The organism is Streptomyces sp. AP-93, from assembly GCF_022808175.1.
Classification (GTDB): domain Bacteria; phylum Actinomycetota; class Actinomycetes; order Streptomycetales; family Streptomycetaceae; genus Streptomyces.
This window is the reverse complement of sequence record NZ_JALGBX010000011.1, coordinates 180,088-205,182: the sequence shown is the minus strand read 5'-3', so window position 1 is coordinate 205,182 and position 25,095 is coordinate 180,088. Positions and strand designations below refer to the sequence as shown.

At 72.0% G+C, this 25,095-nt stretch carries 19 protein-coding genes; 10 read left to right on the top strand and 9 right to left on the bottom strand.

The genetic code is table 11. From position 1 onward, the window contains the following. The first annotated feature begins 111 nt into the window (after positions 1–111). Entirely contained in the window at positions 112–858 is a 747-nt protein-coding gene (locus tag MTF69_RS20145) for a CDP-alcohol phosphatidyltransferase family protein (RefSeq protein WP_243336305.1), read from the top strand. 28 nt (positions 859–886) lie between these two features. Here MTF69_RS20145 and MTF69_RS20140 read toward each other — a convergent pair whose 3' ends face one another. Beyond that, positions 887–1,360: an adenylyltransferase/cytidyltransferase family protein gene (locus tag MTF69_RS20140; RefSeq protein WP_243336304.1), complete on the bottom strand. Its 474-nt coding sequence runs from the start codon at positions 1,358–1,360 to the stop codon at positions 887–889. Between the two features lie 172 nt (positions 1,361–1,532). On the opposite strand from MTF69_RS20140, the gene MTF69_RS20135 reads away from it, so the two are divergent. Genes MTF69_RS20135 through MTF69_RS20125 form a run of 3 tightly spaced genes read left to right on the top strand, consistent with a single transcriptional unit; the run spans position 1,533 to position 5,757 of the window. Further along, a complete protein-coding gene (locus MTF69_RS20135) occupies positions 1,533–2,738 on the top strand; it encodes a glycosyltransferase (RefSeq protein WP_243336375.1) in 1,206 nt (401 codons plus the stop codon). Then, entirely contained in the window at positions 2,735–4,504 is a 1,770-nt protein-coding gene (locus tag MTF69_RS20130) for a polysaccharide biosynthesis tyrosine autokinase (RefSeq protein WP_243336303.1), read from the top strand. Before MTF69_RS20135 ends, MTF69_RS20130 begins: the two co-directional genes overlap by 4 nt. A 32-nt stretch (positions 4,505–4,536) precedes the next feature. After that, positions 4,537–5,757, top strand: a complete 1,221-nt coding sequence (locus tag MTF69_RS20125) for a hypothetical protein (RefSeq protein ID WP_243336374.1) — start codon at positions 4,537–4,539, stop codon at positions 5,755–5,757. A gap of 57 nt (positions 5,758–5,814) precedes the next feature. Here MTF69_RS20125 and MTF69_RS20120 read toward each other — a convergent pair whose 3' ends face one another. Both MTF69_RS20120 and MTF69_RS20115 read right to left on the bottom strand, forming a co-directional pair. Further along, positions 5,815–6,033 carry a hypothetical protein gene (locus MTF69_RS20120; protein ID WP_243336302.1) on the bottom strand — a complete coding sequence of 73 codons (219 nt, stop codon included), beginning with the start codon at positions 6,031–6,033 and terminating at the stop codon, positions 5,815–5,817. Positions 6,034–6,192: 159 nt separating this feature from the next. After that, positions 6,193–7,707, bottom strand: a complete 1,515-nt coding sequence (locus MTF69_RS20115) for a hypothetical protein (RefSeq protein ID WP_374323409.1) — start codon at positions 7,705–7,707, stop codon at positions 6,193–6,195. A gap of 149 nt (positions 7,708–7,856) precedes the next feature. Between MTF69_RS20115 and MTF69_RS20110 the strand changes: the two genes are divergently transcribed. The 3 genes from MTF69_RS20110 to MTF69_RS20100 all read left to right on the top strand — a co-directional run bounded on the left by MTF69_RS20110 (position 7,857) and on the right by MTF69_RS20100 (position 11,489). Continuing rightward, positions 7,857–9,743 carry a transposase gene (locus MTF69_RS20110; RefSeq protein WP_243336301.1) on the top strand — a complete coding sequence of 629 codons (1,887 nt, stop codon included), beginning with the start codon at positions 7,857–7,859 and terminating at the stop codon, positions 9,741–9,743. A gap of 88 nt (positions 9,744–9,831) precedes the next feature. Continuing rightward, the gene (locus MTF69_RS20105; RefSeq protein ID WP_243336300.1) at positions 9,832–10,371 is read left to right on the top strand and encodes a WcaF family extracellular polysaccharide biosynthesis acetyltransferase; all 540 of its coding nucleotides are present in this window, start codon (positions 9,832–9,834) and stop codon (positions 10,369–10,371) included. Continuing rightward, entirely contained in the window at positions 10,368–11,489 is a 1,122-nt protein-coding gene (locus MTF69_RS20100; RefSeq protein WP_243336299.1) for a glycosyltransferase, read from the top strand. The genes MTF69_RS20105 and MTF69_RS20100 overlap by 4 nt, the downstream gene beginning before the upstream one ends. Positions 11,490–11,513: 24 nt before the next feature. On the opposite strand, the gene MTF69_RS20095 is transcribed toward MTF69_RS20100, so the two are convergent. The 4 genes from MTF69_RS20095 to gmd form a co-directional block, all read right to left on the bottom strand. Further along, positions 11,514–11,726 carry a hypothetical protein gene (locus MTF69_RS20095; RefSeq protein WP_243336298.1) on the bottom strand — a complete coding sequence of 71 codons (213 nt, stop codon included), beginning with the start codon at positions 11,724–11,726 and terminating at the stop codon, positions 11,514–11,516. A 133-nt stretch (positions 11,727–11,859) separates the two neighbouring features. Continuing rightward, complete coding sequence (locus tag MTF69_RS20090; RefSeq protein WP_243336297.1) at positions 11,860–12,543, bottom strand: hypothetical protein; 684 nt, start codon at positions 12,541–12,543, stop codon at positions 11,860–11,862. A 79-nt stretch (positions 12,544–12,622) separates the two neighbouring features. Next, a complete protein-coding gene (locus MTF69_RS20085; protein WP_243336296.1) occupies positions 12,623–15,400 on the bottom strand; it encodes a LamG-like jellyroll fold domain-containing protein in 2,778 nt (925 codons plus the stop codon). A gap of 251 nt (positions 15,401–15,651) precedes the next feature. Further along, on the bottom strand, positions 15,652–16,665 hold the full coding sequence (gene gmd, locus MTF69_RS20080) for a GDP-mannose 4,6-dehydratase (protein ID WP_243336295.1): 1,014 nt from the start codon (positions 16,663–16,665) through the stop codon (positions 15,652–15,654). Between the two features lie 842 nt (positions 16,666–17,507). On the opposite strand from gmd, the gene MTF69_RS20075 reads away from it, so the two are divergent. Beyond that, the gene (locus tag MTF69_RS20075; protein WP_243336294.1) at positions 17,508–18,473 is read left to right on the top strand and encodes a GDP-L-fucose synthase; all 966 of its coding nucleotides are present in this window, start codon (positions 17,508–17,510) and stop codon (positions 18,471–18,473) included. Positions 18,474–18,498: 25 nt separating this feature from the next. On the opposite strand, the gene MTF69_RS20070 is transcribed toward MTF69_RS20075, so the two are convergent. Further along, a complete protein-coding gene (locus MTF69_RS20070; RefSeq protein ID WP_374323405.1) occupies positions 18,499–19,974 on the bottom strand; it encodes a sugar transferase in 1,476 nt (491 codons plus the stop codon). Positions 19,975–20,354: 380 nt separating this feature from the next. Between MTF69_RS20070 and MTF69_RS20065 the strand changes: the two genes are divergently transcribed. Continuing rightward, positions 20,355–22,619 carry a M4 family metallopeptidase gene (locus tag MTF69_RS20065; RefSeq protein WP_243336292.1) on the top strand — a complete coding sequence of 755 codons (2,265 nt, stop codon included), beginning with the start codon at positions 20,355–20,357 and terminating at the stop codon, positions 22,617–22,619. A 260-nt stretch (positions 22,620–22,879) separates the two neighbouring features. After that, positions 22,880–24,340 carry a nitronate monooxygenase gene (locus MTF69_RS20060; protein ID WP_243336291.1) on the top strand — a complete coding sequence of 487 codons (1,461 nt, stop codon included), beginning with the start codon at positions 22,880–22,882 and terminating at the stop codon, positions 24,338–24,340. Positions 24,341–24,453: 113 nt separating this feature from the next. On the opposite strand, the gene MTF69_RS20055 is transcribed toward MTF69_RS20060, so the two are convergent. Beyond that, complete coding sequence (locus MTF69_RS20055; RefSeq protein ID WP_243336290.1) at positions 24,454–25,017, bottom strand: hypothetical protein; 564 nt, start codon at positions 25,015–25,017, stop codon at positions 24,454–24,456. Positions 25,018–25,095: the final 78 nt, after the last annotated feature.

The following is a 25,095-nucleotide window of genomic DNA, read 5'->3' as shown; positions in this document are numbered from 1 at the left end:
CGGAGCCCGGGTTCGCCGTCGGGGCGGGAGGCGGGCGCCCTCGAACGCCCTGCGATGATGTGCCCTTCGTACGCACGCACGCATACACGGATGATTCGAGGGGTTGTGTCGATGGCGAGTGTCGGGACCGCGCTGCGGGAGCTGCGCGGGGCGCAGAAGTCGGCGAAGGGGGTGTCGCTCTACTCCCGGTTCGTCAACCGGCCCGTCGGGCGGTACCTGGCCGCCGGGTCGTACGCGCTCGGGCTCACCCCGAACCAGGTGACGCTGATCAGCGCCGCCCTGAGTTTCGCGGGCGCGGCCGTCGTCGCCCTGGCCTCGCCCTCGTGGGCGCTGGGCATCGCGGTGTGGGCCCTGCTCGCCGTCGGCTTCGCCTTCGACTCCGCCGACGGGCAGCTCGCCCGGCTGCGCGGGGGCGGCAGCGCGGCGGGCGAGTGGCTGGACCACGTCGTGGACTGCGCGAAGCTCACCTCGCTGCACACCTGCGTACTGATCGCCTTCTACCGCTTCCCCGAGGCCTACGGGGTCGGCGGCGGCGCGGACGGCGGCGGCGCCTCGGCCGGCTGGCTGCTGGTGCCCCTGGGCTTCCAGCTCGCCGCGGTCGTGACCTTCTTCGGAGGACTGCTGACGGAGAAGCTCAAGCCGAAGCCGGCGCCGGGGAGCGCGGCCACGGCGCCGTCGACCCTGCGCGCGGTGGCGCTGCTGCCCGTGGATTACGGGGTGTTCTGCCTGGTGTTCCTGTTCCTCGGCGGCACCGGGCTGTTCCGCTGGGTGTACGCCGGGGCGGGCGTGATGGCCGCGCTGTTCCTGGTGGCGTTCCTCGCGAAGTGGTTCCGGGAGCTCAGCGCCGTACCCCGGTGACCGGGGCCGGCGCCCGCCGCCGCGCCGCTCAGCCGCGCTGTTCCGTGGCGAGCGGCTCCGACAGGACGTCCAGGGCCCGGCGCAGCTGGGTGCTGGAGGTGTGGACCGTGTAGGGGAAGTAGACGACCTCGACCCCGTGGACGGCGAAGTCCTTTTCCAGCTGGTCGCCCTTGGGGGTGCCGCGCCAGTCGTCGCCCTTGAATATGACGTCGAAGCGGACTTGCTTCCACGTCTCGACCTTGTCCGGAACGGTCTCGACGAAAGCGGCATCGACGTACTGGACGCTGCGGACGATCTCCAGCCGCTCGACGAGCGGGATCACCGGGCGGCGGCCCTTGGCGAGTTCCGCCATTTCGTCGGATACGACCCCGGCCACGAGGTAGTCGCACTGACTCCGGGCGTGCCGAAGGATGTTGAGGTGTCCGATGTGGAAGAGGTCATAGGCACCCGGCGCGTAGCCGATTCGGTGAGGTCTACGCCCAGGCTCGATAAATTTGGACATATCCTTCTCCGTCACGTCATATCCCCCATAAGCCGCCCACCCCGGTGTGGCGGATTAGCAGACAATAGCGTGCACGTTCCCTGTGTTGCCGGTGAACGAATAGGGTGACGTGCGCATCATCCAGGTGAGAGGGGGACGTCGAGTGTCGAAATCCGGTCAGCGACGCCTACTGCTGGTTTCCACGAATTACGCCCCCGAGCACACGGGCATCGGCCCGTACGCCACCCAGATCGCGGAGCACTGGGCCGGTCTCGGTCACGAGACCCACGTCCTGGCGGGCATGCCCCACTACCCGGCCTGGTCCGTCGAGCCGGAGTACAAGGGGGCGCTACGGCGCACGGAACAGCGCGCGGGTGTGACCGTGCACCGGCGCGCGCACACCGTGCCTCCGCGTCAGACCGCCCTCCGCCGGGCACTTTTCGAAGGATCGATTCTGCTGCACGGCTCCGTGGCCCCGCCCCGGATGCCGAAGCCGGACGCGGTCCTCGCCCAGATGCCGAGCCTGGCCGGCGGCCTGCTGGCCGCCCGTCTCGCGGCGCGCTGGAAGGTCCCCTTCGTTCCCGTCGTCCAGGACCTGATGGGCGCCGCCGCCGCACAGAGCGGGATCAGCGGCGGGGACAGGGCCGCCGCGTTCGCCGGGCGGGCCGAGGCCCACGCCCTGAAGCGGGCCGCCCTCGTCGGCGTGATCCACGAGACCTTCGTCGACCGGGTCGTCGGCATGGGCGTGGACCCCAAGCGGATCCGGCTCGTCCCCAACTGGTCCCATGTGGCGTTGCCCACCAAGCCGCGCGGGCGGACCCGCAGCCACCTCGGCTGGGCTCCCGGCCAGACCGTCGTCCTGCACTCCGGGAACATGGGGCTCAAGCAGGGACTCGAGGTCCTCGTGGGCGCCGCCCGGCTGGACCCGAGCGTCCGTTTCGTCCTGATGGGTGACGGCAGCCAGCGCTCCGCCCTCGCCGACCTGGCGGCCGATGTTCCCAACCTCGACATCATCCCCCCTGCCGCCGACGGCGAGTTCCCCGATATCCTCGCCGCGGCGGACGTGCTCGCGGTCACGCAGCACGCCGCCGTGATGGACATGAGCGTGCCGTCCAAGCTGACCTCGTACTTCCAGGCCGGCCGTCCCGTCGTCGCCTCCGTCGCCGCACTGGGCGGGACCGCCCAGGAAGTGGAACGTTCGGGCGCCGGGGTGCTCGTACCGCCGGAGAACCCGGAGGCCCTGCTGAAGGCCGTACGGGCGCTGGCCGAGGACCCCGCGGGCGCGGACGCACTGGGAGCGGCCGGACCGCGCCACGTGGCGGCGCACCTGAGCCGTGAGGCGGGCCTGGCCCGCATCGACGCACTGATGGACGAAGCACTTGGGGGTCCCCGGCCGTGATCGAGACCAACCGCCCGGCAGCGGCTCCGGCCGAGGACGAACCGGACCTGCTCCGGGACCAGTTCCGCCAGCTCCTGCGCTACCGCCGGCTCATCGGCCTGGGCGTGGGCATCGGCCTGCTCGGCGGGGTCTACCTCGGCGTCTCCACGGCGGACACCTACGTGGCCACCGCCGACATCGTGCTGCGCGCGCCCACCGACGACCCCTTCAACCCGAGCCTCGCCCCCGACAAGGCGATCAACATCGGCTCGGAGCGCCAGGTCGCGCTCTCCAGCTCCATAGCCAACGAGGCCGCGAAGAAGCTCGGGGTCGCGGCCACCGACTTCTCGGCCCTGCGCGCCGGTCTGCAGGTGACCAACCCCCCGCAGACGATGGTGCTGCGCTTCACGTACACCGCCGCCTCCCCCGCCGAGGCCGCCAAGCGCGCCAACGCGATGAGCGAGGCCTACCTGCTCAAGCGGCAGGAGGCCCTCGACGTCACCCGCGACAAGATGGTCAAGGGCTACCAGGACCAGCGCGACCCGGTGGCCAAGCAGCTCGACGAGCTCGCCAAACAGATCACCGGCATGCCGGCCGGTCCGGCGCGGGACGCCGCGTACTCCTCCAAGACCGACCAGCAGAGCAAGATCAACACCCTCAACGGCAACATCGCCAAGCTCAAGGCCCTGGACATGACCCCGGGCCGGGTCACCAGCTCGGCCGTCCCGCCGCACGGGGCCGACGGCCCCGGACTCGCCATGTCGCTCGCGCTCGGCGCCGCCGTGGGCCTCGCCCTGGGCCTGCTCGGCGCCTGGGTGCGCCTCGTCTTCGACCCGGCTCCGCGCTCCGAGGGCGACGTCGCCCGAGCCCTGCGCGCTCCCGTACTGGGCTCCCTGCCGCGGGGCAAGGCCGACGGCGGGCCGCTGCTCGCGGCGGGCGAGGAAGACCCCCGGCTGGCCGAGGAGTTCCGCTCGGTGGCCTTCCGGCTCGCCTACGACGCCCGCTTCGCGGACCGGCGCCGCCTCCTCGTGGTCGCCCCGCGCGGCAGCAGCGAGATCGCCGCCGCCGTCGCGGTGAACCTGGCCGCCTCCTTCGCGGAGACCGGCAAGGACGTGCTCCTCATCGAGGCCGACCTGCGCACCCCGGTGCTGGCCAGCCAGCTGCCCACCGACGCGGCCGGGCGGCCGCGCTGGAGCACGTCGCAGTCGGGCGCGGGCGCGCAGCACGGGGAAACCGAGTGGCCCGACGGCCGCCAGCTCCTCGTGGACGCCGGCGAGTCGGGCAGCTTCGACCTGATCCCGGGCGAGCGGGTGCGCAACGTGCCCCGCGCCCTGACCTCGCAGCGGGCCACCCGGCTGATCTCCGAGGCCGACTCCCCCAACTCCACCGTCGTGGTGCTCGCCCCGCCCGTGCTCTCGTACGCCGACGCCCTCGCGCTCGTCGACCGCGTCGACGGCGTCCTGGTGGTCTGCAACCCCGGCGCGGTGCGCCGCACCGACCTCTCCCGCATCCGCGAGCTGATCAGCGGGGCCGGCGGCACGGTGCTGGGCGCCGTACTGCACGCGCCGCTGCCGGGCGAGAAGAAGCGCGGCCTCGGCAGGACCCCCAAGGGCGGCGGCCCCGCCGCCGAGGACCCCCGGCCGACGCCCCCCTCCGCGCCCTCGCCCCGTTCGCGGGAGCCGCAGCCGATCCCGTACGAGGTGGCCGCCGCGGACGCCTCGCAGCACATCCCGGGCGACGGCACCGACACGGTCGCCCTGCGTACGGTCCGCACGGGCCGGCGGTGAGCCGGCGCGGCCTCGCGGCGGTCGCCTCGGTAATGGACCAGGCCGCGTCCAGCGCCACGAACATCCTCGTCCTGGTGCTGGCCGCCCGGCTCTCCTCGGCGGCCGGCTTCGCCGACTTCTCCATGGTCTACGTGACCTTCACGGTGCTGCTCGGCCTGAACATGGCCTACGTCGGCCAGACCCTGGTGCTGGAAAAAGACGACCCCGGCACGGGCCGCCTCGCGGCGGCCTGCCGCTCGGGCCTCGCCTTCACCGGGGCCGCCTCGGCGGCGGTGGGAGCCGTACTGGCCCTCCTGGGCCTGCTGCTGCCCGGGGCCACGGGCCGGGCGTTCCTCGCGCTGGGACTCGTACTGCCCCTGGTGCTCCTCCAGGACGGGCTGCGCTACTGCTTCTCCGCCCTGCGGGTGCCGCAGCGGGCGCTGGCCGCCGACGCGCTGCGCCTCGCGTGCGTGGTGACCGCGCTGCTGCTCCAGCCCGAGGGCGCCTCCGCGGGCAGGCTGGTGCTGGTGTGGGGGGTCTCCGCGCTCCCCGCGCTCGCGCTGGGCCTGTGGCTGCTGCGGCCCTCGGTGCGGGGCGCCGCCGCCGACCTGCGGCCTTACCTGCGGCGCGGGTACCTGGGGCAGCGGTTCGTCGTGGAGTTCGCCGTGGGCAACGGCTCCAGCCAGCTCGCCGTCCTGGGGCTCGGCGTCTTCGCGAACCCGCTGGCCGTCGGCGCGCTGCGCGGCGCCACCACCCTCTTCGGGCCGCTGAACGTGCTGTTCAGCTCCGCGAACTCCTTCGGCCCGCCGGTCGTCGGCCGGGCCTCCGGCAAGCGGGGCGTGGTCCGGCTGACCGCCCTGATGGGCGGCGCGCTCGCGGTGACCGGCGCCGCCTGGGGGGCCGTGCTGTACGCGCTGCCGGAGCGGGCCGGCCGCGAACTGCTCGGCGACACCTGGCAGGCGGCGGCCGCGCTGCTGCCCGCGACGGGCGCGCAGTACGCCGTCATGGGACTCGGTACCTGTGCGCTGCTGACCCTGCGGGTGCTGAACCCGAAGGCCACCCTCTCGCTCCAGGTGGTCTTCTCGCTGCTGTCGGTCGGGCTGCTGCTGGGCGGGTACGCCGTCTGGGGCGTGGCCGGGGCGGCCTGGGGGCTGGCCCTCGGCTCCGCCTCGAAGGCCGCGGCGGGCTGGCTGCGCGTGGCCCGGCTGCCGGCCGCCGCACCGGCCGCCCCGCCGGCCACCGCCGACCCCGCCGACCCGGTCCGGGCGGCCTGAGGCGCGGGATCCGAACGGCTTCCCGGGCACGCCTGGTCAGGCCGGGGTCAGGCCGGGTCAGGCCGGGGTGTCGCCGAAGCCCGCTTCGATCAGGTCTAACAGGTCGAACAGGTCCCGCATGGCCTGCTGCGGGTCCTCCTGGCCGCGGATCAGGCTCGTGGTGTCCATCGCGAAGCGGGCCGGCGCGGCGGACCTGAGGTCGCCCTCGGGCGCGCCGGCGGCTTCCGCGATGGCGGCCGCCGGGTCGTCGATCCGCCGGGTCGCCCGCGTCGTCACGAGGTGCTCGCGCAGGGCGTGCAGGACGGACTGGCCGGGGCGCGGTCCCGTACCGCCGAGACGAGCGCCGCCTCGGTGCCGCCGGTGACCGCGTCCTCATCGAACACCAGGGCCTCTTTGTTCGGGAAGTGCTTGTGGAGCAGTTGCCCGACTCCGGGGTCAGCGCAGGCCGGCGGCCTTGTCCTGCCGGTACGTGGCCACGAGCGCGAGGCACATCCCCGCGATGGCGATCCGGCCCGAGGCCTGGAGCAGGGGCCCGCGCAGCAGGATGAAGGAGTACCCCGCGACCAGCGGGACCACCGTCGAGATCAGGCTGCCCGGCGGCGAGCTGCGCCGGGCGCGCTTGGCGTACCGCCGGTCGACGCGGGCGGAGGCGTACCCCATCCCCAGAAGCCCCGCACCCATGCCCAGCGGCCCGAAGTCGATCCACAGCTCGGCCCAGATCGGGGAGGAGAGGTTGGTGTTGACCGTGCCCATCCACTGGCCGACCATCACGCCGGTGTCGCGCGGCTTGCCCGACCACACCGAGCGCGGCACCGCGAAGAAGACGGATCCCGCGAGCTGGCGCCCGTAGGAATGGCCGGGACCGGACTCCGCGAAGGTGATGGTGTTCGCGAACATGCCGATCTGGTCGTAGTCCTTGAGCGCCATCGGCTCCAGGAAGGAGGTCGTCTCGACCGGCTTGTAGTTCTTCTCGTCGTAGCGGAAGCGGTCCGCGAACGGGAAGACGAGGAGGGCGATCACCACGGCCATGGACAGCGCCACCCGGTACATCGCGGCGCTCACCGGGAAGACGGTGAAGAGCAGCGCGAACATCACCGTCAGGAACCAGTAGCGCGGGTTCGAGATCGGGTTGTTGACGATCAGGTTGAGGACCACCAGCGCCGACCAGGTGACGATGATCGACACCTTGCGGCGGGCGAACTTCGAGGTGATCAGCCAGCGCGTGTACAGCAGCAGCGCCAGCAGCGCGGGGACCGTGCCGAAACCGCGCAGCAGCGCCTGGCCCGCCTGGCCGTCCTGAGAGACGCCCGCTTCCTCGATGCCCGCGATGATCTCCTGGCGGCTGGAGAAGAACACCGCCGGGCCGCCGAGCTTCATGATCAGGGCCGCCGCGCCCAGGAACGCCACGACGGTCAGCACGTAGAGGCGCCTGCGGTGCGCCATGACCGGGCGCGGCTCCTTCAGCGAACCGCCCGCGCGGCCGGCCGGCCGGTGCCGGGCCAGCAGGACGCCCACGTCGAAGGCGGCGCAGCCGAGCAGGACCAGGCCGATGGCGGCGGTGAGGTCGGAGCGCGGGCCGACGACGGGGGTCGGGACCTGACCGAGGACGGCCTGCGCGAGGGGGGCCACGCCCATGGCCATGTAGACGAAGAGCCAGAAGGAGCCCTGCAGCAGCTTGCGGCGGCTGGTCAGGACCATCGCCGAGAGCCGGGCACCCGCGTACATGGTGAGCAGGAGCTGGAGCCAGAAGGCGGCGTCGTGCTTGCCCGCGCCCGGCTGGACGGCGACGAACAGCGGCAGGAAGACGGTGAACCCGAGGGCCAGCGGCACGGACAGCGCCCGCGAGAGCAGGGTCCGCGGAGTGGTGACCTTGCCCCAGCTCTTCTCGTCGCCGGGCTGCGGCGTCGCCGGCGCCGGCTTGGCGACGGTCTCGCGTATGTCGGTCGCCACGCTTGCCCCCACCCCCTGTGCCTGATCGGCCGCAGTCTAAGACGTGTTCCGCATTTGCGCGTACTCGATCTTGAGTTTGTGCAGGATGGCGACAGCTCGGCGGCGTCCTGGACCATCTCGACGTGAGCCGGTCGGGGCTCCAGTGAACGGTGACAACCGATTCCCTGGAGAAGCTGTTCGGGGCGATGTGGTCGGTCAAGCGGGCCCTCCAACGCGACGCCCGCGCCAAGGTCGATGCCTACTGGACTGCTTTCCATGAGCGCGAGGAGCACGGCGCGAAGGCCGCACGACAGCGCCTCGGCCTGTCCCGTGAAGCATTGGAGCGCTGCGCGTACAAGCACCTCGAAGACTCCGGGCACTTGAAGCACCACGCATCCAAGGCTCTCGCGATGCACATCGCGGATGAGGTGTGGAACGGCGTCTCGCGGCACCTGTTCCCGGATGCCACCGGACGGCGGTTCGGCCGCCCGAAGGTGGGCCGCCGGCACGACTTCAGCCGGATTCCGGGCCGTGCCCGTTCCCACACGAGCGAGAACAAGTGGGAGACCTTCCGCCTGGTCGGCACCCTCCGCGGTCATGCCTCGGCCTACGCCGACGGCGGCCGGCACGCACTGACGCAGCCGCGCCGGATGCCGAAGCCCGCCGTGCCGGACGTCCGCGTGCCCACGGGCAAGGTCACCGCCTCGGGCAAGCCCGCAGCCCGTAAGGCGACGTGGTGGGACCACACTGGCCCCCTCGCCGTCGTCTTCGCCGGAGGAACCGAGAGCGCCCGTGGTGACCTCGTACTTCCCGTACGCATCCCGCAGCAGCCAGGCCAGTGGACGCGGGTGCAGCACTTCCTCTCCAGTCCCGGCCGCTGGCACAAGGTGGACCTCGTACGCCGCCGGAAGGCGTCCGCGCCGGGCGACTGGGTGTACGAGGCGCACCTGATGGTCCTGGGCCCCGGCTACACCTCACCCAGCGTGCGGACCATGCGCGCCCGCGCCGCCCAGCTCGACCGTGTCGGCGGTGTGGACGGCAACGTCTCCAACCTCTCGGTCGTCTCCTTCCCCGCCCTGGCGGGCGCGATGCTCGCGATAGTTGCCGGACAGCCGGTCGCAGCGGAACGCCTGCTTCGGAATGCTGTCGGACCGGGCGGCGCGGGCACCGCCGGGCACGGTCACGGCCTTGGGCCGCAGACCCTTCTCGGCGCGCCGGGCGGCCTGCTTGATCTGCTTCTTCGACAGCCCGTACTGCGCGGCGTTCGTCGCACGACGGGAGCGCTCCAGCGCCCGCGCACGGTCCCGCCGCTTCTTCGCCTGCTTCTCCAACAGGACCTGCTCGGTTCCGGTGAGCGTGATCTCGGTGGAGAAGGGCTTGCCTCCGGTGAGATCGCCGAACAAGCAGCGTCTACCGCCGAGCACCGCCGCCACCGCGCCCGTCTGGTGGCCTGCGAGATCATCTCTGCCCACGGCCCCGCACTCGTCGTCGAAGACTGCGACATCCGCACCTGGTACCGGCTGTGGGGCAAACGCCTCTCGCAGACCACACCCGGCATGCTCGTCTCCGCCCTCAAGGCCGAGTGCGAGGCCGCCGGCGGTCGGATGGTCCGGGTCTCCACATGGTCAACGGCCCTGTCGCAGCACTGCCTCTGCGGTGAGCGTGTCTCCAAGTCCCTGCGGGACCGCGAGCACAAGTGCACGGCGTGCGGCCTCACCGGCAAACGTGACCTCGTCTCCGCCGCGCTGGCCGCATTCGTCCGCTTCACCGACGTAGCCGACCCCAAAACCGCTTACCTGGACACCACCGCGTCCCGGCACGCTCAGATCACCTATGCGCAAGCGCTGGAAGAAGCGCTGCGGGAGTCAACCACACCGAGCCCGAAACCGCTCCGGCGGCCGGGTCGCGTGGCAGTCCCACGGCAACGCCGTGAGACCTCTGCTCCCCGAACCGGCGGACAGCGGAACCGAGCGACCCCGGATGAGCCACGCTTGCGCGGCCACGCCGGAAAGCCCGGTCCCCGCCCCGCGTGCAGTCCGCAGCTCACCCTTTGGTGAACTGCGGATCAAGTCTTAGTCTGAGCGCTCGGCGCCCGGGGAGGCGCCTTCGAAGGCGCCGTCGGGGGCCGGAGTACGAGGGGTGCCTGTGCGTGATCTTCCTGCCTTCACGCTGGCCGGATACGACAAGGGGCGCGGGCGGCTGACGCAGGCGCTCTGGTTCGCCGTGATGAACACGCTCTTCATGAGCTGGCTGTGTCCCGCGCGGCTGCGGGTCGCGCTGCTGCGCGCCTTCGGGGCGCGGATCGGCGAAGGGGTGCTGATACGCCACCGGGTGCGGGTGCTGTGGCCCTGGAAGCTGACCGTGGGCGACCACGCGTGGATCGGCGAGGGGGCCTGGGTGCTGAACCTGGAGCCGGTGACGATCGGCGCGCACGCCTGCGTCTCGCAGGAGGCGCTGCTGTGCACCGGCTCGCACGACCACCGCGCCGCCGACTTCCGCTACCGCAACGCGCCGATCACCGTCGAGGACGGCGCGTGGGTGGCCGTACGGGCCACCGTGCTGGCCGGCGTGACCATCGGCCGGTGCGCGGTGGCGGGCGCGGGGTCCGTGGTCCACAAGGACCTCCCCGCACTGACCCTGCAGACCCAGGACGGGCACCGCCGCCCGGTCGAGGAGCCCAAATGAGAGTCCTGCACGCCGTCACCCTGCACTCCCCCACGCACGCCTTCGGCGGGCCGGTGCGGGTCGCTCTGAACCTGGCCAAGGGGCTGCGGGCCCGCGGGCACGAGGCGAACCTGCTGGCGCTGGGCGAGGGGTTCCCGGACCCCTGGCCGACCTCGGTGGAAGGGGTCCCGGCGAAGCTCTTCCCCGCCCGGCGCCTGCTCCCCCTCGGCTTCAGCGGGATGACCTCGCCGGCCCTGCTCGCCTCCGCGGGCCGCCTGGTGCGGGGCGCGGACCTGGTCCACGTCCACCTGGCGCGGGACCTGGTCACCCTGCCCGTCGCCCTGGCGGCGCTGCGGGCCGGCAGACCGCTGGTCCTGCAGACCCACGGCATGGTCGACCCGAGCGGGAAACTGCTGGCCAAGGTGCTGGACGCGCTGGCGGTACGCCGCCTCCTGCGCGGCGCCGACGCGCTGCTGTACCTCACTCCGCACGAGCGTGGGGGCCTCGACGCGGTGGTCGGGGCTCCGCTCCCGAACACCGTCCGCCTCGTCAACGGCACCCCGGCCCAGGAGGAGCGCCCCGCCCTGTCCGGCCCTCCGCGGATCCTCTACTCGGCCCGCCTGCAGGCCCGCAAGCGCCCGGTGGACTTCGTGGACGCCGCACCGGCGGTCCTGGCGGCGCACCCGGACGCGGAGTTCGTGGTGGCCGGCCCCGACGAGGGCGAACTCGCGGCGGTCCGCGCCCGGATCACCGAGCTGGGCCTCTCCTCCCGCTTCACGGTCCCGGGCGCCCTGTCCGGCGCGGAGGTCCTGACGGAGCTGCGCCGCGCCCACGTCTACGTACTGCCCTCGGTGGAGGAGCCGTTCCCGATGTCGGTCCTGGAGGCCCTGTCGGTGGGCGTCCCGTCGGTGGTGACCCACTCCAACGGCCTGGCCCGCGACATCGCCCGCGCGGGCGCGGGCGCGGCGGTCGAACCGGGCCCGGCGGGCGTCGCGGCGGCCGTCCTGGCCCTGCTGGAGCCGACGGCCAACGCGGCGGCCTCGGGCGCGGCACGCAAGCTGGCCGCCGAGTCCTTCTCCATGGATGCCGTCCTGGACACGCTGCTGCCGGTGTACGAGGGTGCCCTCCGGCGGAGTTGAGGTGCGCGGGTCCCGGCGTCGGGCTCAGAGCTCGCGGCGGGTTTCGTCGACCACCGGGAGGGCGCCGACGCGGCGGCGCTTGAGGACGCTCGCGTAGACCGCGAGGCCGATGATGCCCGCGACCATCATGATGACCCCGACCAGGTCGAGGTTCACGCTCTGCAGCTGCCAGTCGCTCGCGAAGGTGAGGACGGCCCCCACCACGATCAGTCCTATGCAACCGCTGATGCCCCTCATCGGATTCGCCTCCAGCGTCGTGGGCGGGGTGCGGCCCCGCCGTGTGGAGGCTCGGATGCCCCCGATGCGGGATCGAAAACGCCCCCGCTGCCCGGGGGTCGGGCAGCGGGGGCGTTCTCGTGGTGCGTGCGGCTTACGCCGGAATCCAGGCGTAGCAGCCGTTCGAGACGAACTGGGCCGTGCCCGCCGGGATCTTGGCGATGATCTTGTCGCCCGGCTTCAGAGGGGCTGCCGGGCCCGAGGCCAGGGGGGCGCCGTCCTTGGACTTGGCTTCCCAGGAGCACGTCGTGCTCTGGGTCAGCGCGCGGTAGGTGCCTGCCGCCGGGGACGCCTTCGTACCGTCCGGGAAGCCCTTCGCCGCCGCGTCGAGGACCGGCTTCTGCTCCGGGCAGAGGAAGGTGATCGCGTCCTTCGCGCCCGGGATCTCCCCGGCCACGAGGGCGCCGACCGCCGCGTCCTTGTCCCGCTTCGCCGTGCGCTGCACCCGCTGGCAGGCCTCCTGGCCGCCCTGCAGGACGGCCGCCGGGTCCATCTTCTCCGGGACCCTGCCGCTCAGGTACTGCTTCTCCGGCGCGGTGAAGCTGCCCGTCTTCGGGACGAGCTTCGTGTCCGGCAGGACGGGACCCGTCGGCTTCGCGTCCGCCTGGGGCGACGCCGGGGTGCTCGTGGCGTCGGCCGGGTCGGGGGCCGACGAGGCGGCCGGCGGCTTGGGCGAGACGGACGGGGCTTCGGCCTTGCCGTCGCCGTCCGAACTGCAGGCCGTCAGCGTCAGGGCGGCGGCCAGCAGGACAGCAGCCGCTGCGGAGCGTCGGTACATCAGGTGGCTCCCGTACGTATGAGATGGGTGTGCGGGGCCCGGCCGTCGAAACGGCCGGGCCCCGCACTCCGTCAAGCGGTTACTTCGCGCCGAAGGTGAGGGTCAGCTGCGGCTTGGCGTCCACGGCCGTGGACTCCGAGGACCAGAGCCACAGCGGGTTGGTACCCGTGCTCGTCAGGGCCAGGCTGTAGCTGGATCCCAGCACCGCGGAGAGCGCGGTGGTGTCCAGCGAGGTGCTCTGGACCGCCGAACCGTCCGGCACGCCCGCGAAGGAGCCGAGCGGGGTGCTGCCCAGGGTGGGCTTGCTGTTGAAGGTCGTCCCCGTACCGCTCCAGGTACCGGTGACCGGGACCACGGAGACGGTGTCGGTGGTGCCGGCACTCGCCACGGTGGTGGTCTTGATCTGGAGGGACGCGGACTTCAGCACCGTGCCGGCCGGGGCGGCCGGGATGTCGAAGCGCAGGTACGTCTCGTAGGCCGCGGTGCCGCGGACGGCCAGCGAGGTGGACGTTCCGTAGGCGGCGCTGGGGGCGCCCTGGTTGATGTAGGTGTCCTCGGTCGCGGTGACCTTGGAGACCGTGTCGGTGGCGGCCTTGGCCAGGTTGAAGTGGTTCTTGACCTGGGCCTCGGTCAGCGCCTTCGGGTAGACGGCCGTCTCGTCGAGCTGGCCGGCGAAGTAGTTGCTGCTCGGCCGGGAGGGCCAGCCGGCGAGGTTGTCGCCGCCGACGTGCCAGTAGCCCTCGATCTGCTGGTGGCCGGTGACGTTGTTGGTGCTCTTGACCTGGCCGTCCACGTACAGCGCCATGCCGGCGGGGCCCTGGGTGGCGACGACGTGGTGCCACTTGTTGTCGTTGTACGTGTCGAACAGGCCGGTGGAGACCGTCTTCGTGCCGCCCGCGTTGACGCCGAAGAAGATCCGACCGGTGTTGGTCATGTAGATGTTCTTGTCGTAGTTGTTGCTGTTGCGGCTCTGGTTGTTGCCGAAGCCGATCAGCTTGCCACCGCGGGTGGTGTTCGTCTTGACCCAGGTCTCCAGCGTGTAGCTGCTGCCGACCGTCTGGCGGTGGTCGCTGTACACCTGCTGGGTGCTGCCGTTGAAGCCCATGGCCGTGCTGGCACCGCTGACCGCGCCCGGGGTCTGGCGCAGCGCCGGGGCGTTGTACTGGATGCCGCTGATGTTGCCGGAGACCGAGGAGTCGGCCACGTACGGGCTGACGACGTCGTCGTAGCGCCAGTACAGGTGGGCGCCGTCCTCGCGGACCTGGTTCGGGTACGCGCTGACCGCGGTCGGGACCGCGACCGAGACGGTGGACGACAGGGGGCTGGTGTTGCCCGCGGCGTCGGTGGCGGTGACCCGGTAGCTGTAGGACGCGCCGGCCTTGACCGTGGCGTCCGTCCAGGAGGCCTGTCGGCGCAGCCACTCCAGGGAGTTCGCGCTGACGGTGGCGATCGGGGTCGCGGAGCCGTTGCGGTAGATGCGGTAGGTCAGCTTGCTGTCGTCCGCGTCGTAGCTGGTGCGCCAGCGGACCTGGACCTCGCCGGGCTTGACGCTGGAGACACTGGCGACCGGGGTGGTCGGGGCGCCGACGTCGCCGGTGGAGGCGAAGCGGGTCAGGGCCTGCTGGGCCTTGCCGTTGATGAGGGTGAACTCACCGCCGACCCACATGTACTTGGTGGTGTTCTTCTCCGCGATGGCCATCACGCGCGGGCCGATGCCCTCGCCGAGGCCGTCGTTGGCGGTGGGGTGCCAGCCGAGCTTCCCCGGGCTGCGCACGAAGCCGTTCACGGCCGACGGAGCGTCGAGGCCGCCGTTGCCCCAGTCGGTCAGCTGCGCCAGCAGGAAGTGGCGCTTGCCGTCGGGGAACTCGCCCTCGGAGCTGCAGTTGTGCGCGTGCGAGGAGCTGTAGAGGACCCCGTCGTACGGCAGCACCCACTGGGTCGCGCCCAGGCACTGGTCGCGCCACTTCTCGCTGAAGTCGGTGGCGAGGGCGACGCGGCCGTCGAAGCCGCCCGTGCCCTCGGCGCCGGTGTAGTAGCCCGTGGCGTCGGCCGCGATGGACTTGATGACCGACATCGAGGGGATGGTGCCGTACGTCTTGGCGACGGCGCCGGTGGTGGCGTTCACGACGGCGAGCGCGTGGCTCTGGGAGCCGTTGACGGTGAAGAAGTCACCGCCCAGCAGGATGTTCTTGCCGTCGTTGCTGAGCTGGAGCGCGCGGCCGGGCTCGTCGGCGTTGGCGACGAAGGGCAGAAGCGCACCGGAGGTGGCGTCGACCGCGGCGAACCGCTCACGGCCCGCACCCTCGACGGTGCTGAAGTCTCCTGCCGCGTACAGGGTGTCCTCGGTGGCGGCGAGCGCGCGCACCGTGGCCGGGAACTGCGGGTCGAACGAGGCCTTGGGGGCGCAGGTCGCGATGTCGATCGCGGCGACGCTGGAGACCGGGGTTCCGTTGACGGCGCCGAAGTAGCCGCCCGCGTACAGGGTCTTCTTGTCCTTCGAGACGGTGAGCGCGCGCACGGTCGCGGTGCCCTCGCCGATGGTGAAGGAGAGCTTGCAGGAGGTGGGGGCGCCGGTCGCCGCGTCGAGCGCGACGAAGTTCACGGCTTCCTGCTCCGCGCCGGCCGCGCCGGCGGGCGGGCGGACGGCCGAGAAGGTGCCGCCCGCGAAGACCGTGCCGTTGGCCTCGGCCATCGCCCAGACGATCCCGTTGGGCTGCCACGTCGGCAGCTCGTCGGCGGTGAAGGCCACCGGCTGCGTGATGGCCGACGCCTCGGGTATCAGCACCAGGCCTATCGCGGTGCCGGCACCGGCCAGTGACAGGGCGAGGGCAGCAGTCAGCCCTCTGGATCTACGCATGAGCCCCCCAGGGCAATTGCCCGTCTTGAATGGCTGGTTCGAGAACTATCAGAACAGCCATATGTACTGGCGCAGACTAGGGCTCACGCGAGGGCCTGGTCACCACGCTCGACCCATTGCTACCAATTTGGAATCAACGGGTCCGGCACGGATGGAGCACTACGGACATACGGCAGATTTGCCCCGGCCGCATTCGCCGATTGATGCGCGAATGACCGGGACAGGGCAAATCGTAGGCGAAATATATGGCCTCAGCGGTCGATGCGGACGCCGGCGCCCGCCAGTTGGTCCTCGACCTGCCGGATATCGGAATCCACCATGATCCTGGCCAGTTCGGCCACCAGGACCGTCGGCTTCCAGCCGAGCAGGTCATGGGCCTTGGAGGCGTCGCCGATCAGGGCGTCGACCTCGCTGGGGCGCTCGTACTTGGGGTCGTAGCGAACGTGCTCGTTCCAGTCGAGACCGGCGTGCGTGAAGGAGGCCTCGACGAACTCGCGCACGGTGGCGGCGACGCCGGTGGCCACGACGTAGTCGGTGGCCTCGTCCTGCTGGAGCATCCGCCACATGGCGTCCACGTACTCCGGGGCGTAGCCCCAGTCGCGGACGGCGTCGAGGTTGCCGAGGTAGAGCTTCTCCTGCAGGCCCGCCTTGATCCGGGCGACCGCGCGGGTGATCTTGCGGGTCACGAAGGTCTCGCCGCGGCGCGGGGACTCGTGGTTGAAGAGGATCCCGTTGACGGCGAACATCCCGTACGCCTCGCGGTAGTTCACCGTCGTCCAGTACGCGAACACCTTCGCGGCGCCGTACGGGCTGCGCGGGTGGAACGGGGTGGCCTCGTTCTGCGGGGGCGGGGTGGCGCCGAACATCTCCGAGGAGGAGGCCTGGTAGATGCGGGTGTCCACGCCGCTGGCCCGGATCGCCTCCAGCAGGCGCAGGGCGCCGAGGCCGGTCACGTCGCCGGTGTAGAGCGGGGCGTCGAAGGAGACGCGGACGTGCGACTGGGCGCCGAGGTTGTAGACCTCGTCGGGACGTATGTCGCGGAGCAGGTTCACCAGGGCGACGCCGTCGGAGAGGTCTGCGTGATGCAGTACGAGGGAACGGTTCGCCGTCTGCGGGTCCTGGTAGATGTGGTCGATCCGCTCCGTGTTGAAGCTGGAGGACCGCCGCACGAGCCCGTGCACCGTGTAGCCCTTGGAGAGCAGCAGCTCTGCGAGGTACGAGCCGTCCTGCCCGGTGACGCCGGTGATCAGCGCGGTCTTGCCCATTGGGTCCCCCTGGGGATCGTTACGGTGCGGTCGTGGCTGCGCCCCGGAGTACGGGCCGAAGCTGTTCGGTCCGGGGCGGCGCCCCGGATGTGGCTCGGGGCGGCGCCCCGGGTACGGCTCGGGGCCCGACCCCGGATCTGACTCGGGGTCACGCCTCGTCATGCGGGTCGGTGCCGTGCACCGCGTGCGGCGCGGAACCATGCCCCGGGTCCGGGCCGGGTCCAGGCCCCGGGTCCGGGCCGGGACCGCGCCCCGGAGCGCGGCTCGGAACCAGGCCCCGGTCCGGGGCCGGGACCGCGCCCCAAAACACGGCTCGGAACCGGATCCCTGGTCCGGGGCCGGGACCGCGCCCGAGAGCGCGGCTCGGGACCAGGTCCCGGAGTGCGGCTCGGGGCCGCGCCCCCGGTGTTCGGGCCGGCCGCCGGATGCGGAGTGGGGCCGGGCCCGGGATGCTGCGCGGGTCCGCCGCCAGGGGGCTGGAGACGGGTACCGGATGGGTACCGTACACGCTGCGCCCGGAGCCCCTCCCGCCGGATCGGGCCCCCTCGCCCCCTTGCGGGGCGGTATGTACCGGACTGGCCTGAACCGACCCGAATCCACCCTGCCCCGGCCCCGGAAGGCCCCCGGAAGCACGGCCCCGGGCCGGGCCCAGACGGGCAGCCCGAGGCCAGGCCCGAAAGCACGGCCCGGGGCCGGACCCAGGCGGGCAGTGCGAGGCCGGGCTCAGACGGGCGGTCCGGGGCGGGCCCGGGGTGGATCCCGGGGCCGGGCGGCCCGGGCGCCGGGTGCGGGCCGGGGCTCCCCCGTAAAACCGCGGACAGCGGACTGGCATCATCGGCGGTATGACAAGTTCGCCGTTCCTGCCCCCGAACGCCCGCGTCTTCGTCGCCGGTCACCGCGGCCTCGTGGGGTCCGCGGTCGTCCGCCGGCTCACCGCCGACGGGTACGAGGTGCTCACCCGCGGCCGCGCCGACCTCGATCTGCGCGACGCCGCCGCGACCGCGGCGTACCTGCGGGACGCACGGCCCGACGCCGTCGTCCTGGCCGCCGCCAAGGTCGGCGGGATCATGGCCAACAGCACGTTCCCGGTGCAGTTCCTGGAGGACAACCTCAAGATCCAGCTGAGCGTCGTCGCCGGGGCGCACGCCGCGGAGGTCGGCCGGCTGCTGTTCCTCGGCTCCTCCTGCATCTACCCCAAGCTGGCCCCGCAGCCCATCAGCGAGGACGCCCTGCTGACCGGCCCGCTGGAGCCGACGAACGAGGCGTACGCCCTGGCGAAGATCGCCGGCATCGTCCAGGTCCAGTCGTACCGCAAGCAGTACGGGGCCTCGTACATCTCGGCCATGCCCACGAACCTCTACGGCCCGGGCGACAACTTCGACCTGGAGTCCTCGCACGTCCTGCCCGCCCTCATCCGCCGCTTCCACGAGGCCGCGGCCGAGGGGCGGGGCGAGGTCACGCTGTGGGGATCGGGGACGCCCCGCCGGGAGTTCCTGCACGTGGACGACCTGGCCGCCGCCTGCGCGGTGCTGCTGCGCGAGTACGACGGCGCCGAGCCGGTGAACATCGGCTGCGGCGAGGACCTGACCATCAGGGCCCTCGCGGAGACCGTCGCCGAGGTGACCGGCTTCCGCGGCAGGCTCGCCTGGGACACCTCCAAGCCCGACGGCACGCCCCGCAAGCTGCTGGACGTGACCCGGCTGCGCGCCCTCGGCTGGAAGCCCGCGGTCCCGCTGCGCGAGGGCATCGCCGCCACGTACGCCTGGTGGCGCGAGCAGAGCGGCGAGCAGACCCGCGGGCAGAGCTGATCCCAAAGCGAGGGGCCCCGGTGTCTCAGTACGCTCCGCGACCGTCGACCACGGCGCGGAGCGTGCGGCCCATCAAGTCGACGTCGCTGGTGAACGACCAGTTGTCCACGTACTGCAGGTCGAGCTGGATGGTCTCGTCCCACGAGAGGTCGGACCGCCCGCTGATCTGCCACAGCCCGGTCATCCCGGGCCGCACCGCGAGCCGGCGCAGTTCGACCTCGTCGTACTCGGCCACCTCCTCCGGCAGCGGCGGGCGCGGGCCGACCAGTGACATGTTGCCCGCCACCACATTGATCAGCTGGGGCAGTTCGTCCATGGACGTGCGGCGCAGCAGCCGGCCCACGCGGGTCACCCGGGGGTCTCGGCGCATCTTGAACATCAGGCCGTCGTTCTCGTTGGCCCCGGACAGCTCGGCCTTGCGCGCATCGGCGTCCACGACCATCGTGCGGAACTTCCACATGACGAAGGGGACACCGTCGCGGCCGATGCGCCGCTGCCGGTAGAAGGCGGGGCCGCGCGACCCGAAGCGGATCGCCAGGACCATCGCGAGGAAGGCCGGCGACAGCAACACCAGGCCGACCGCCGCGCCCGCCCGGTCCAGTACCGACTTCAGCAGGGGCTGCACGCCCCGGCTCACCGGCGGCGCGACCCGCAGCACGGCCAGGCCGCCCGCGGACAGGGTCTCCAGCCGCTTGACGGAGACCTCCACCAGGCCGGGGAAGACCGCCAGTTCGAGCCCGGCGTCGTGCAGGGCCCAGGAGATCCGGCGCAGCCGCTCCCCCGCGAGCCGGGCCCCCGGTGCGACGAGCACCAGGTCGGCGCGGTGGGCGGCGACGGCGCCGAGCACGGCGGCGGAGTCCCCGTTCGGGGACGGCGCCGTCGCGGAGCCGAGCCGCGCGGCCACGGGTACCCCGCTGTCCATCGTGCCGGGCCCCACCGGGACCACGCCGACCACCACGTACGGGTGGTCGGTGCGCGCGGCGAGGTGTCCGATGACGGACTCGGCGGAGTCGGGCTCGCCGACGACCAGCACCCGGCTCACCGCCTGGGCCTCGCGCCGGGCGGCGGAGAGGTGGCGGTAGGTCAGCTTGTGGCAGGCGACGGTGACGAGCAGGGCGGGTACGAGGGCGCCGAGGGCGCCCAGCCGGGGGGTGTTCTCACCCGTGACCACGCGGGCCACGGCGAGTACGCCGATCAGAATCAGCCAGTCGTGCACGACCGGCAGGACTCCCCGGGATTCGCCGAGCGCGCGGCCCGCGTAGCGCCGGCGCATCAGCTGTACGCCGGTCCAGGCCAGGGCCGCACCGAGAGCGCAGAAGAGGGGCCGGGCCTGCTGGGCAGCCTCGAAGACCAGGCCGACGGGGACTCCCGCGCCGATCAGGTCCGCCGCGACCGCGGCGGGCAGGTACCAGCGGGCCTTGTCGCCGAGGCCCCGGGCCGGCATGGCCGACGCCCGGGCCGCTTCGGCCACTCTTTGCACAGGTATATGGACATGCCTCATGGGCCCCCCTGGCACGTGGTCTATGACAGTGGCGCTGGTCCGCGGCTTCCCCGGGCAGTGGACATCAGACGCACCGGGAAACAGTACGACAAACACCCGTACGGTAAATGCCGTTTCCGGGAACCGGACATCTTGTTGCCCAAGCGTTAGCGGGCGGGGGTCCTCATTCCGGATGCGGGACACCCCTTTCTCATCCCCAAGTGAATGTTCCGCATACCGGATACGTCTCTTCGGACAACGAACGATTTCAGGCCAACCTTTTGACGCGGCCCTGACATCACAGCGCTCAGGTGGCACTCTTCGACCGTTCATCGCACCAGCCCGATCTGCCCGGAGGCCCACCCAGCCATCCGGAACCCCCCTTGCAGAAGGAGTCTGCGTTGAGTCCCACCCCCCAGCGGCGTGCCACCACGGCCGGCGCGCTTGTTGCCGCGGCCGCTCTCCTCGCCGTAGGCATCCAGACCGGATCCGCCACCGCCGACGCCACCGCGTCGCAGGCCGGATCGGTCGCCCAGGCCAACCCGGGCGCGGCCAATCTCAAACTCAGTGCTTCGGAGCGTGCGACGCTCCTGGCCGAGGCCAACTCCACCACCGCGCAGGCGGCCAAGGCGCTCAGCCTCGGCAGCGGCGAGAAGCTCATCGTCCGCGACGTGGTCAAGGATGTGGACGGCACCACCCACACCTCGTACGAGCGGACCTACGACGGCATACCGGTGCTCGGCGGTGACCTGACCGTCCACGCCAAGGGCGGCGTCACCAAGCGGGTCACCAAGGCGACGAACCACGACCTGAAGGTGGACACCACCGCCACCGTCGCGCCGTCCGCCGCCGAGGGCCAGGCGGTCTCCGCCGCCAACGCCGAGGGCTCCAAGGACGTCAAGGCCACCAAGGGCGCCCGCAAGGTGATCTGGGCGGCCGAGGGCGCTCCGGTCCTCGCCTTCGAGACCGTCGTCGGCGGCCTCCAGCACGACGGCACGCCCAGCGAGCTGCACGTGGTGACCAACGCCAAGACCGGCGCGAAGATCACCGAGTGGCAGGCCGTCAAGAACGGCACCGGCAACACCATGTACAGCGGCCAGGTGACGGTCGGCACCTCGCAGTCGGGCAGCAACTTCACGCTGAACGACGCCACCCGCGGCGGCCACAAGACCAACAACCTGAACCGGGCCACCTCCGGCACCGGCACCCTCTTCTCCGGCCCGGACGACATCTGGGGCAACGGCCTGCCGGCCAACCTGGAGACGGCCGCCGCCGACGCCCACTACGGCGCGCAGGTGACGTGGGACTACTTCAAGAACGTCCACGGCCGCAACGGCCTGCGCAACGACGGGGTCTCCCCGTACAGCCGGGTCCACTACGGCAACAACTACGTGAACGCCTTCTGGGACGACTCCTGCTTCTGCATGACGTACGGAGACGGTGACGGCAACGCCAAGCCGCTCACCTCCACCGACGTGGCCGCGCACGAGATGACGCACGGCCTGACCTCGGTCACCGGCAACATGACGTACAGCGGCGAGCCGGGCGGTCTGAACGAGGCCACCTCCGACATCTTCGCGGCGGCGGTCGAGTTCTACGCCGCCAACCCGCAGGACGTCGGCGACTACCTGGTCGGCGAGAAGATCGACATCCGCGGCAACGGCACCCCGCTGCGCTACATGGACAAGCCGAGCAAGGACGGATCGTCGAAGGACGCCTGGTACTCGGGCATCGGCTCGATCGACGTCCACTACTCCTCGGGCCCGGCCAACCACTGGTACTACCTGGCCTCCGAGGGCTCGGGCGCCAAGGTCGTCAACGGCGTGAGCTACGACTCGCCGACCTCCGACGGCCTCCCGGTCACCGCGATCGGCCGTGACGCCGCGTCCAAGATCTGGTTCCGCGCCCTGACCACCAATCTGTTCAGGTCGAACACCAACTACGCGGCCGCCCGTACCGCCACCCTGCAGGCCGCCGCCGACCTGTACGGCGCTGGTTCGACCACGTACAACAACGCCGCGAACGCCTGGGCCGCCGTCAACGTCGGTCCGCGCATCGTCAACGGCGTCACGGTCACCAACCCGGGCAACCAGACAACCGTCACGGGCAGCGCCGTCAGCCTCCAGATCCAGGCCACCAGCACCAACGCGGGTGCCCTGAGCTACGCGGCGACCGGCCTGCCGGCCGGGCTGTCGATCAACGCCTCCAACGGCCTGATCTCGGGTACGGCCTCCACGGCGGGCACGTCCAACGTGACCATCACGGTGACCGACTCGGCGAACCAGACCGGGACGGCGGCGTTCACCTGGACGGTCGGCGCCACACAGCCGAACGTCTTCGAGAACACCACCGACTACGCGATCGCCGACAACTCGACGGTCGACTCCCCGATCACCGTGAACCGCACGGGCAACGCCCCGAGCACCCTCAAGGTGGACCTCAACATCCTCCACACCTACATCGGTGACCTGAAGGTCGACCTCGTCGCCCCCGACGGCACCCTGTACAACCTGCACAACCGCACCGGCGGCAGTGCGGACAACATCATCAAGGCCGTCACGGTCAACGCCTCCTCCGAGGTTGCCCAGGGCGTCTGGAAGCTGCGTGTCAACGACAACGCGAACATCGACACCGGCAAGATCGACAGCTGGAAGCTCACCTTCTGACCCCCACCGGGGCCGTCCGTGAACCAGAGCTGAACCGTTAGACCACGGGGCCGCCCGGGAGAAGACCTCCCCGGGCGGCCCTGTTCCATTCCCCCTGCGCCGCTCCTCCCACCCCTCTTTCCGAAAGCCCCCGCCGGACAAGGTCCGGCGCCCCTGAGGGCCGGGACCTTCGGCGCCATCCGGCGGGCGACCGCGGGGTCATAGTGGAATTCAGCGAACCTACGGAACCGTAGGTTCGGGTGATTCCGAGGACGTGACCCATGCCGCAGACCCCCACGACCGCCCCCGCCGCGCAGCATCCCTGGCTGATCCAGGGCGGCATGGGCGTCGGCGTCTCCGGCTGGCGGCTGGCCAAAGCCGTCTCCGGCGAGGGCCAGCTGGGCGTGGTCTCCGGGACGGCCCTGGACGTCGTACTGGCCCGCGTGCTGCAGACCGGCGACCCCGGCGGCCACGCCCGCCGGGCCCTGGCGGCCTTCCCGCTGCCGGAGCTGGCCCAGTCCGCCCTCGACCTCTACTTCCGCGAGGAAGGCCTCGCGGACGGCGCGGCGATGCGCACCACCCCGCGACTGCGGGCGACGGGCGGGTCGCAGGCCGAGATCCTCACCGTCCTCGGCAACTTCGTCGAGGTCTGGCTCGCCAAGGAGGGACATGACGGTGTCATCGGCATCAACTACCTGGAGAAGATCCAGCTCGCCACGGCCCCCGCAATGTTCGGCGCGATCCTGGCAGGTGTCGACTACGTGCTCGTGGGCGCGGGAGTCCCCGGTCAGATCCCTGCCCTCGCCTCGAGGCTGGCGCGCTACGAACGCTGCGTGAGCAAGATCCACGTGGAGGGCGATGAGGAGCCCCTCGAGCACCTCTTCGACCCCGCCGCCCTGCTCGCCGGACACCTGCCCGGCGCGCTGCGCCGCCCCCACGTGCTGGCCATCGTCTCGCTCCCGGTCCTGGCCACCTACCTGGCCCGGGACGAGATCACCCGCCCCGACGGCTTCGTGATCGAGACCAGCCAGGCCGGCGGCCACAGCGCCCCGCCGCGCGGGCCGATGAAGCTGGACGAGGACGGCGAGCCGGTCTACGGCCCGCGCGACAGCCCCGACCTCGCCAAGATGGCGGCGCTCGGGCTGCCGTTCTGGCTCGCCGGCGGCCAGGCCGCCCCCGAGGCCGTGGCCCGGGCGCTCGCCGAGGGCGCGGCCGGGGTCCAGATCGGCAGCGCGTTCGCCCTGTGCGAGGAGTCGGGGATGGCCCGCCACCTGCGCGAGGAGCTGCTGGACCGGGCCCACACCGGCACCCTCTCGGTCCGCAACGACCCCGAGGCCTCCCCGACGTCCTTCCCGTTCAAGGTGGCGGACCTGCCGGGGACGGTCTCCGAGCCTGAGGTGTCCGAGGCCCGGCGCCGGGTCTGCGACCTCGGGTTCCTGCGCACCCCCGTACGGGGTCCGCGCGGTCTGGTCTACCGGTGCGCGGCCGAGCCCGTGGCCGCGTACGTCCGCAAGGGCGGCGAGGCCTCCGACACCAAGGGCCGCCAGTGCCTGTGCAACGGCCTGCTGGCCACGATCGGACTGGCCCAGCGGCGGCCGCACGGCCGGGTGGAACCCCCGCTGGTGACGATCGGCAAGGACCTGTCATTCCTCCCGGAGCTCGCCCCGAACGCCGAGCCCTACACGGCCGCGGACGTGGTGCACTGGCTCGCGGCGGGCGCGGACCGGCGTCCGGCCGGCTGAGGCAGCCGGGGAACACGGCGCGAGAAGGGCCCGGCACCCCCGAGCGGGGTGCCGGGCCTTCCGGCTCACCGGCCGGGGATCAGCCGAAGGGGCCGGTCGGCCGGGGGAGCGGATCAGCCGACGGAGCGGAAGATCCGGTCGAGGATGTCCGGCGTGGAGCCGTCCGCCGCTGCGGCGCGCCCGCCGATGGCGCGGTCCTCGTCGTCGCGCCAGTCGTCGCGGCCGTCACCGCGGCCATCGCCGCGGCCATCGCCGCGGCCTTCGTGGTCGTCCTCGTCGCGCCAGTCGTGGCGGCCGCCGTGGTGGTGGTCTTCGTCGACGGGCTTGAAGTACACCGATGCCACGGCCGTGTTCCGCAGCCGCTCGCCCGGCTCCAGCTCCGCCTCCGGGACCCCGCCACAGCTGCGGTTGCTGTAGACCACCGCGAGGGATTCGGTCTCGTTCGTCACCTCGAAGGCCGGCCGGTTCTCGCTGGTGTGGGTCAGCCGGTAGCAGGTGTCGTTGTCCCCCGGGCGGATCTGCCCGTGGCGGCGGTCGCCGTCCTGGTCGGTGTAGCGGTAGTGGAGGGTGCCGAGGCGCTCGCGGTCGTCGTGGTCGTTGGCGTACGAGAGCCCGGCGGTCGGCAGGACCATCATGAGGGCGCCGACGAGCGCGGTGGCGGTGGTGCGAAGACGCATGGGGGGAATCCGTTTCTCGCGTTCTCGGATGCCGGGTCCGGTGGGCATCCGCGGGCAGCGTAGGAGCGGCCCCCCTCG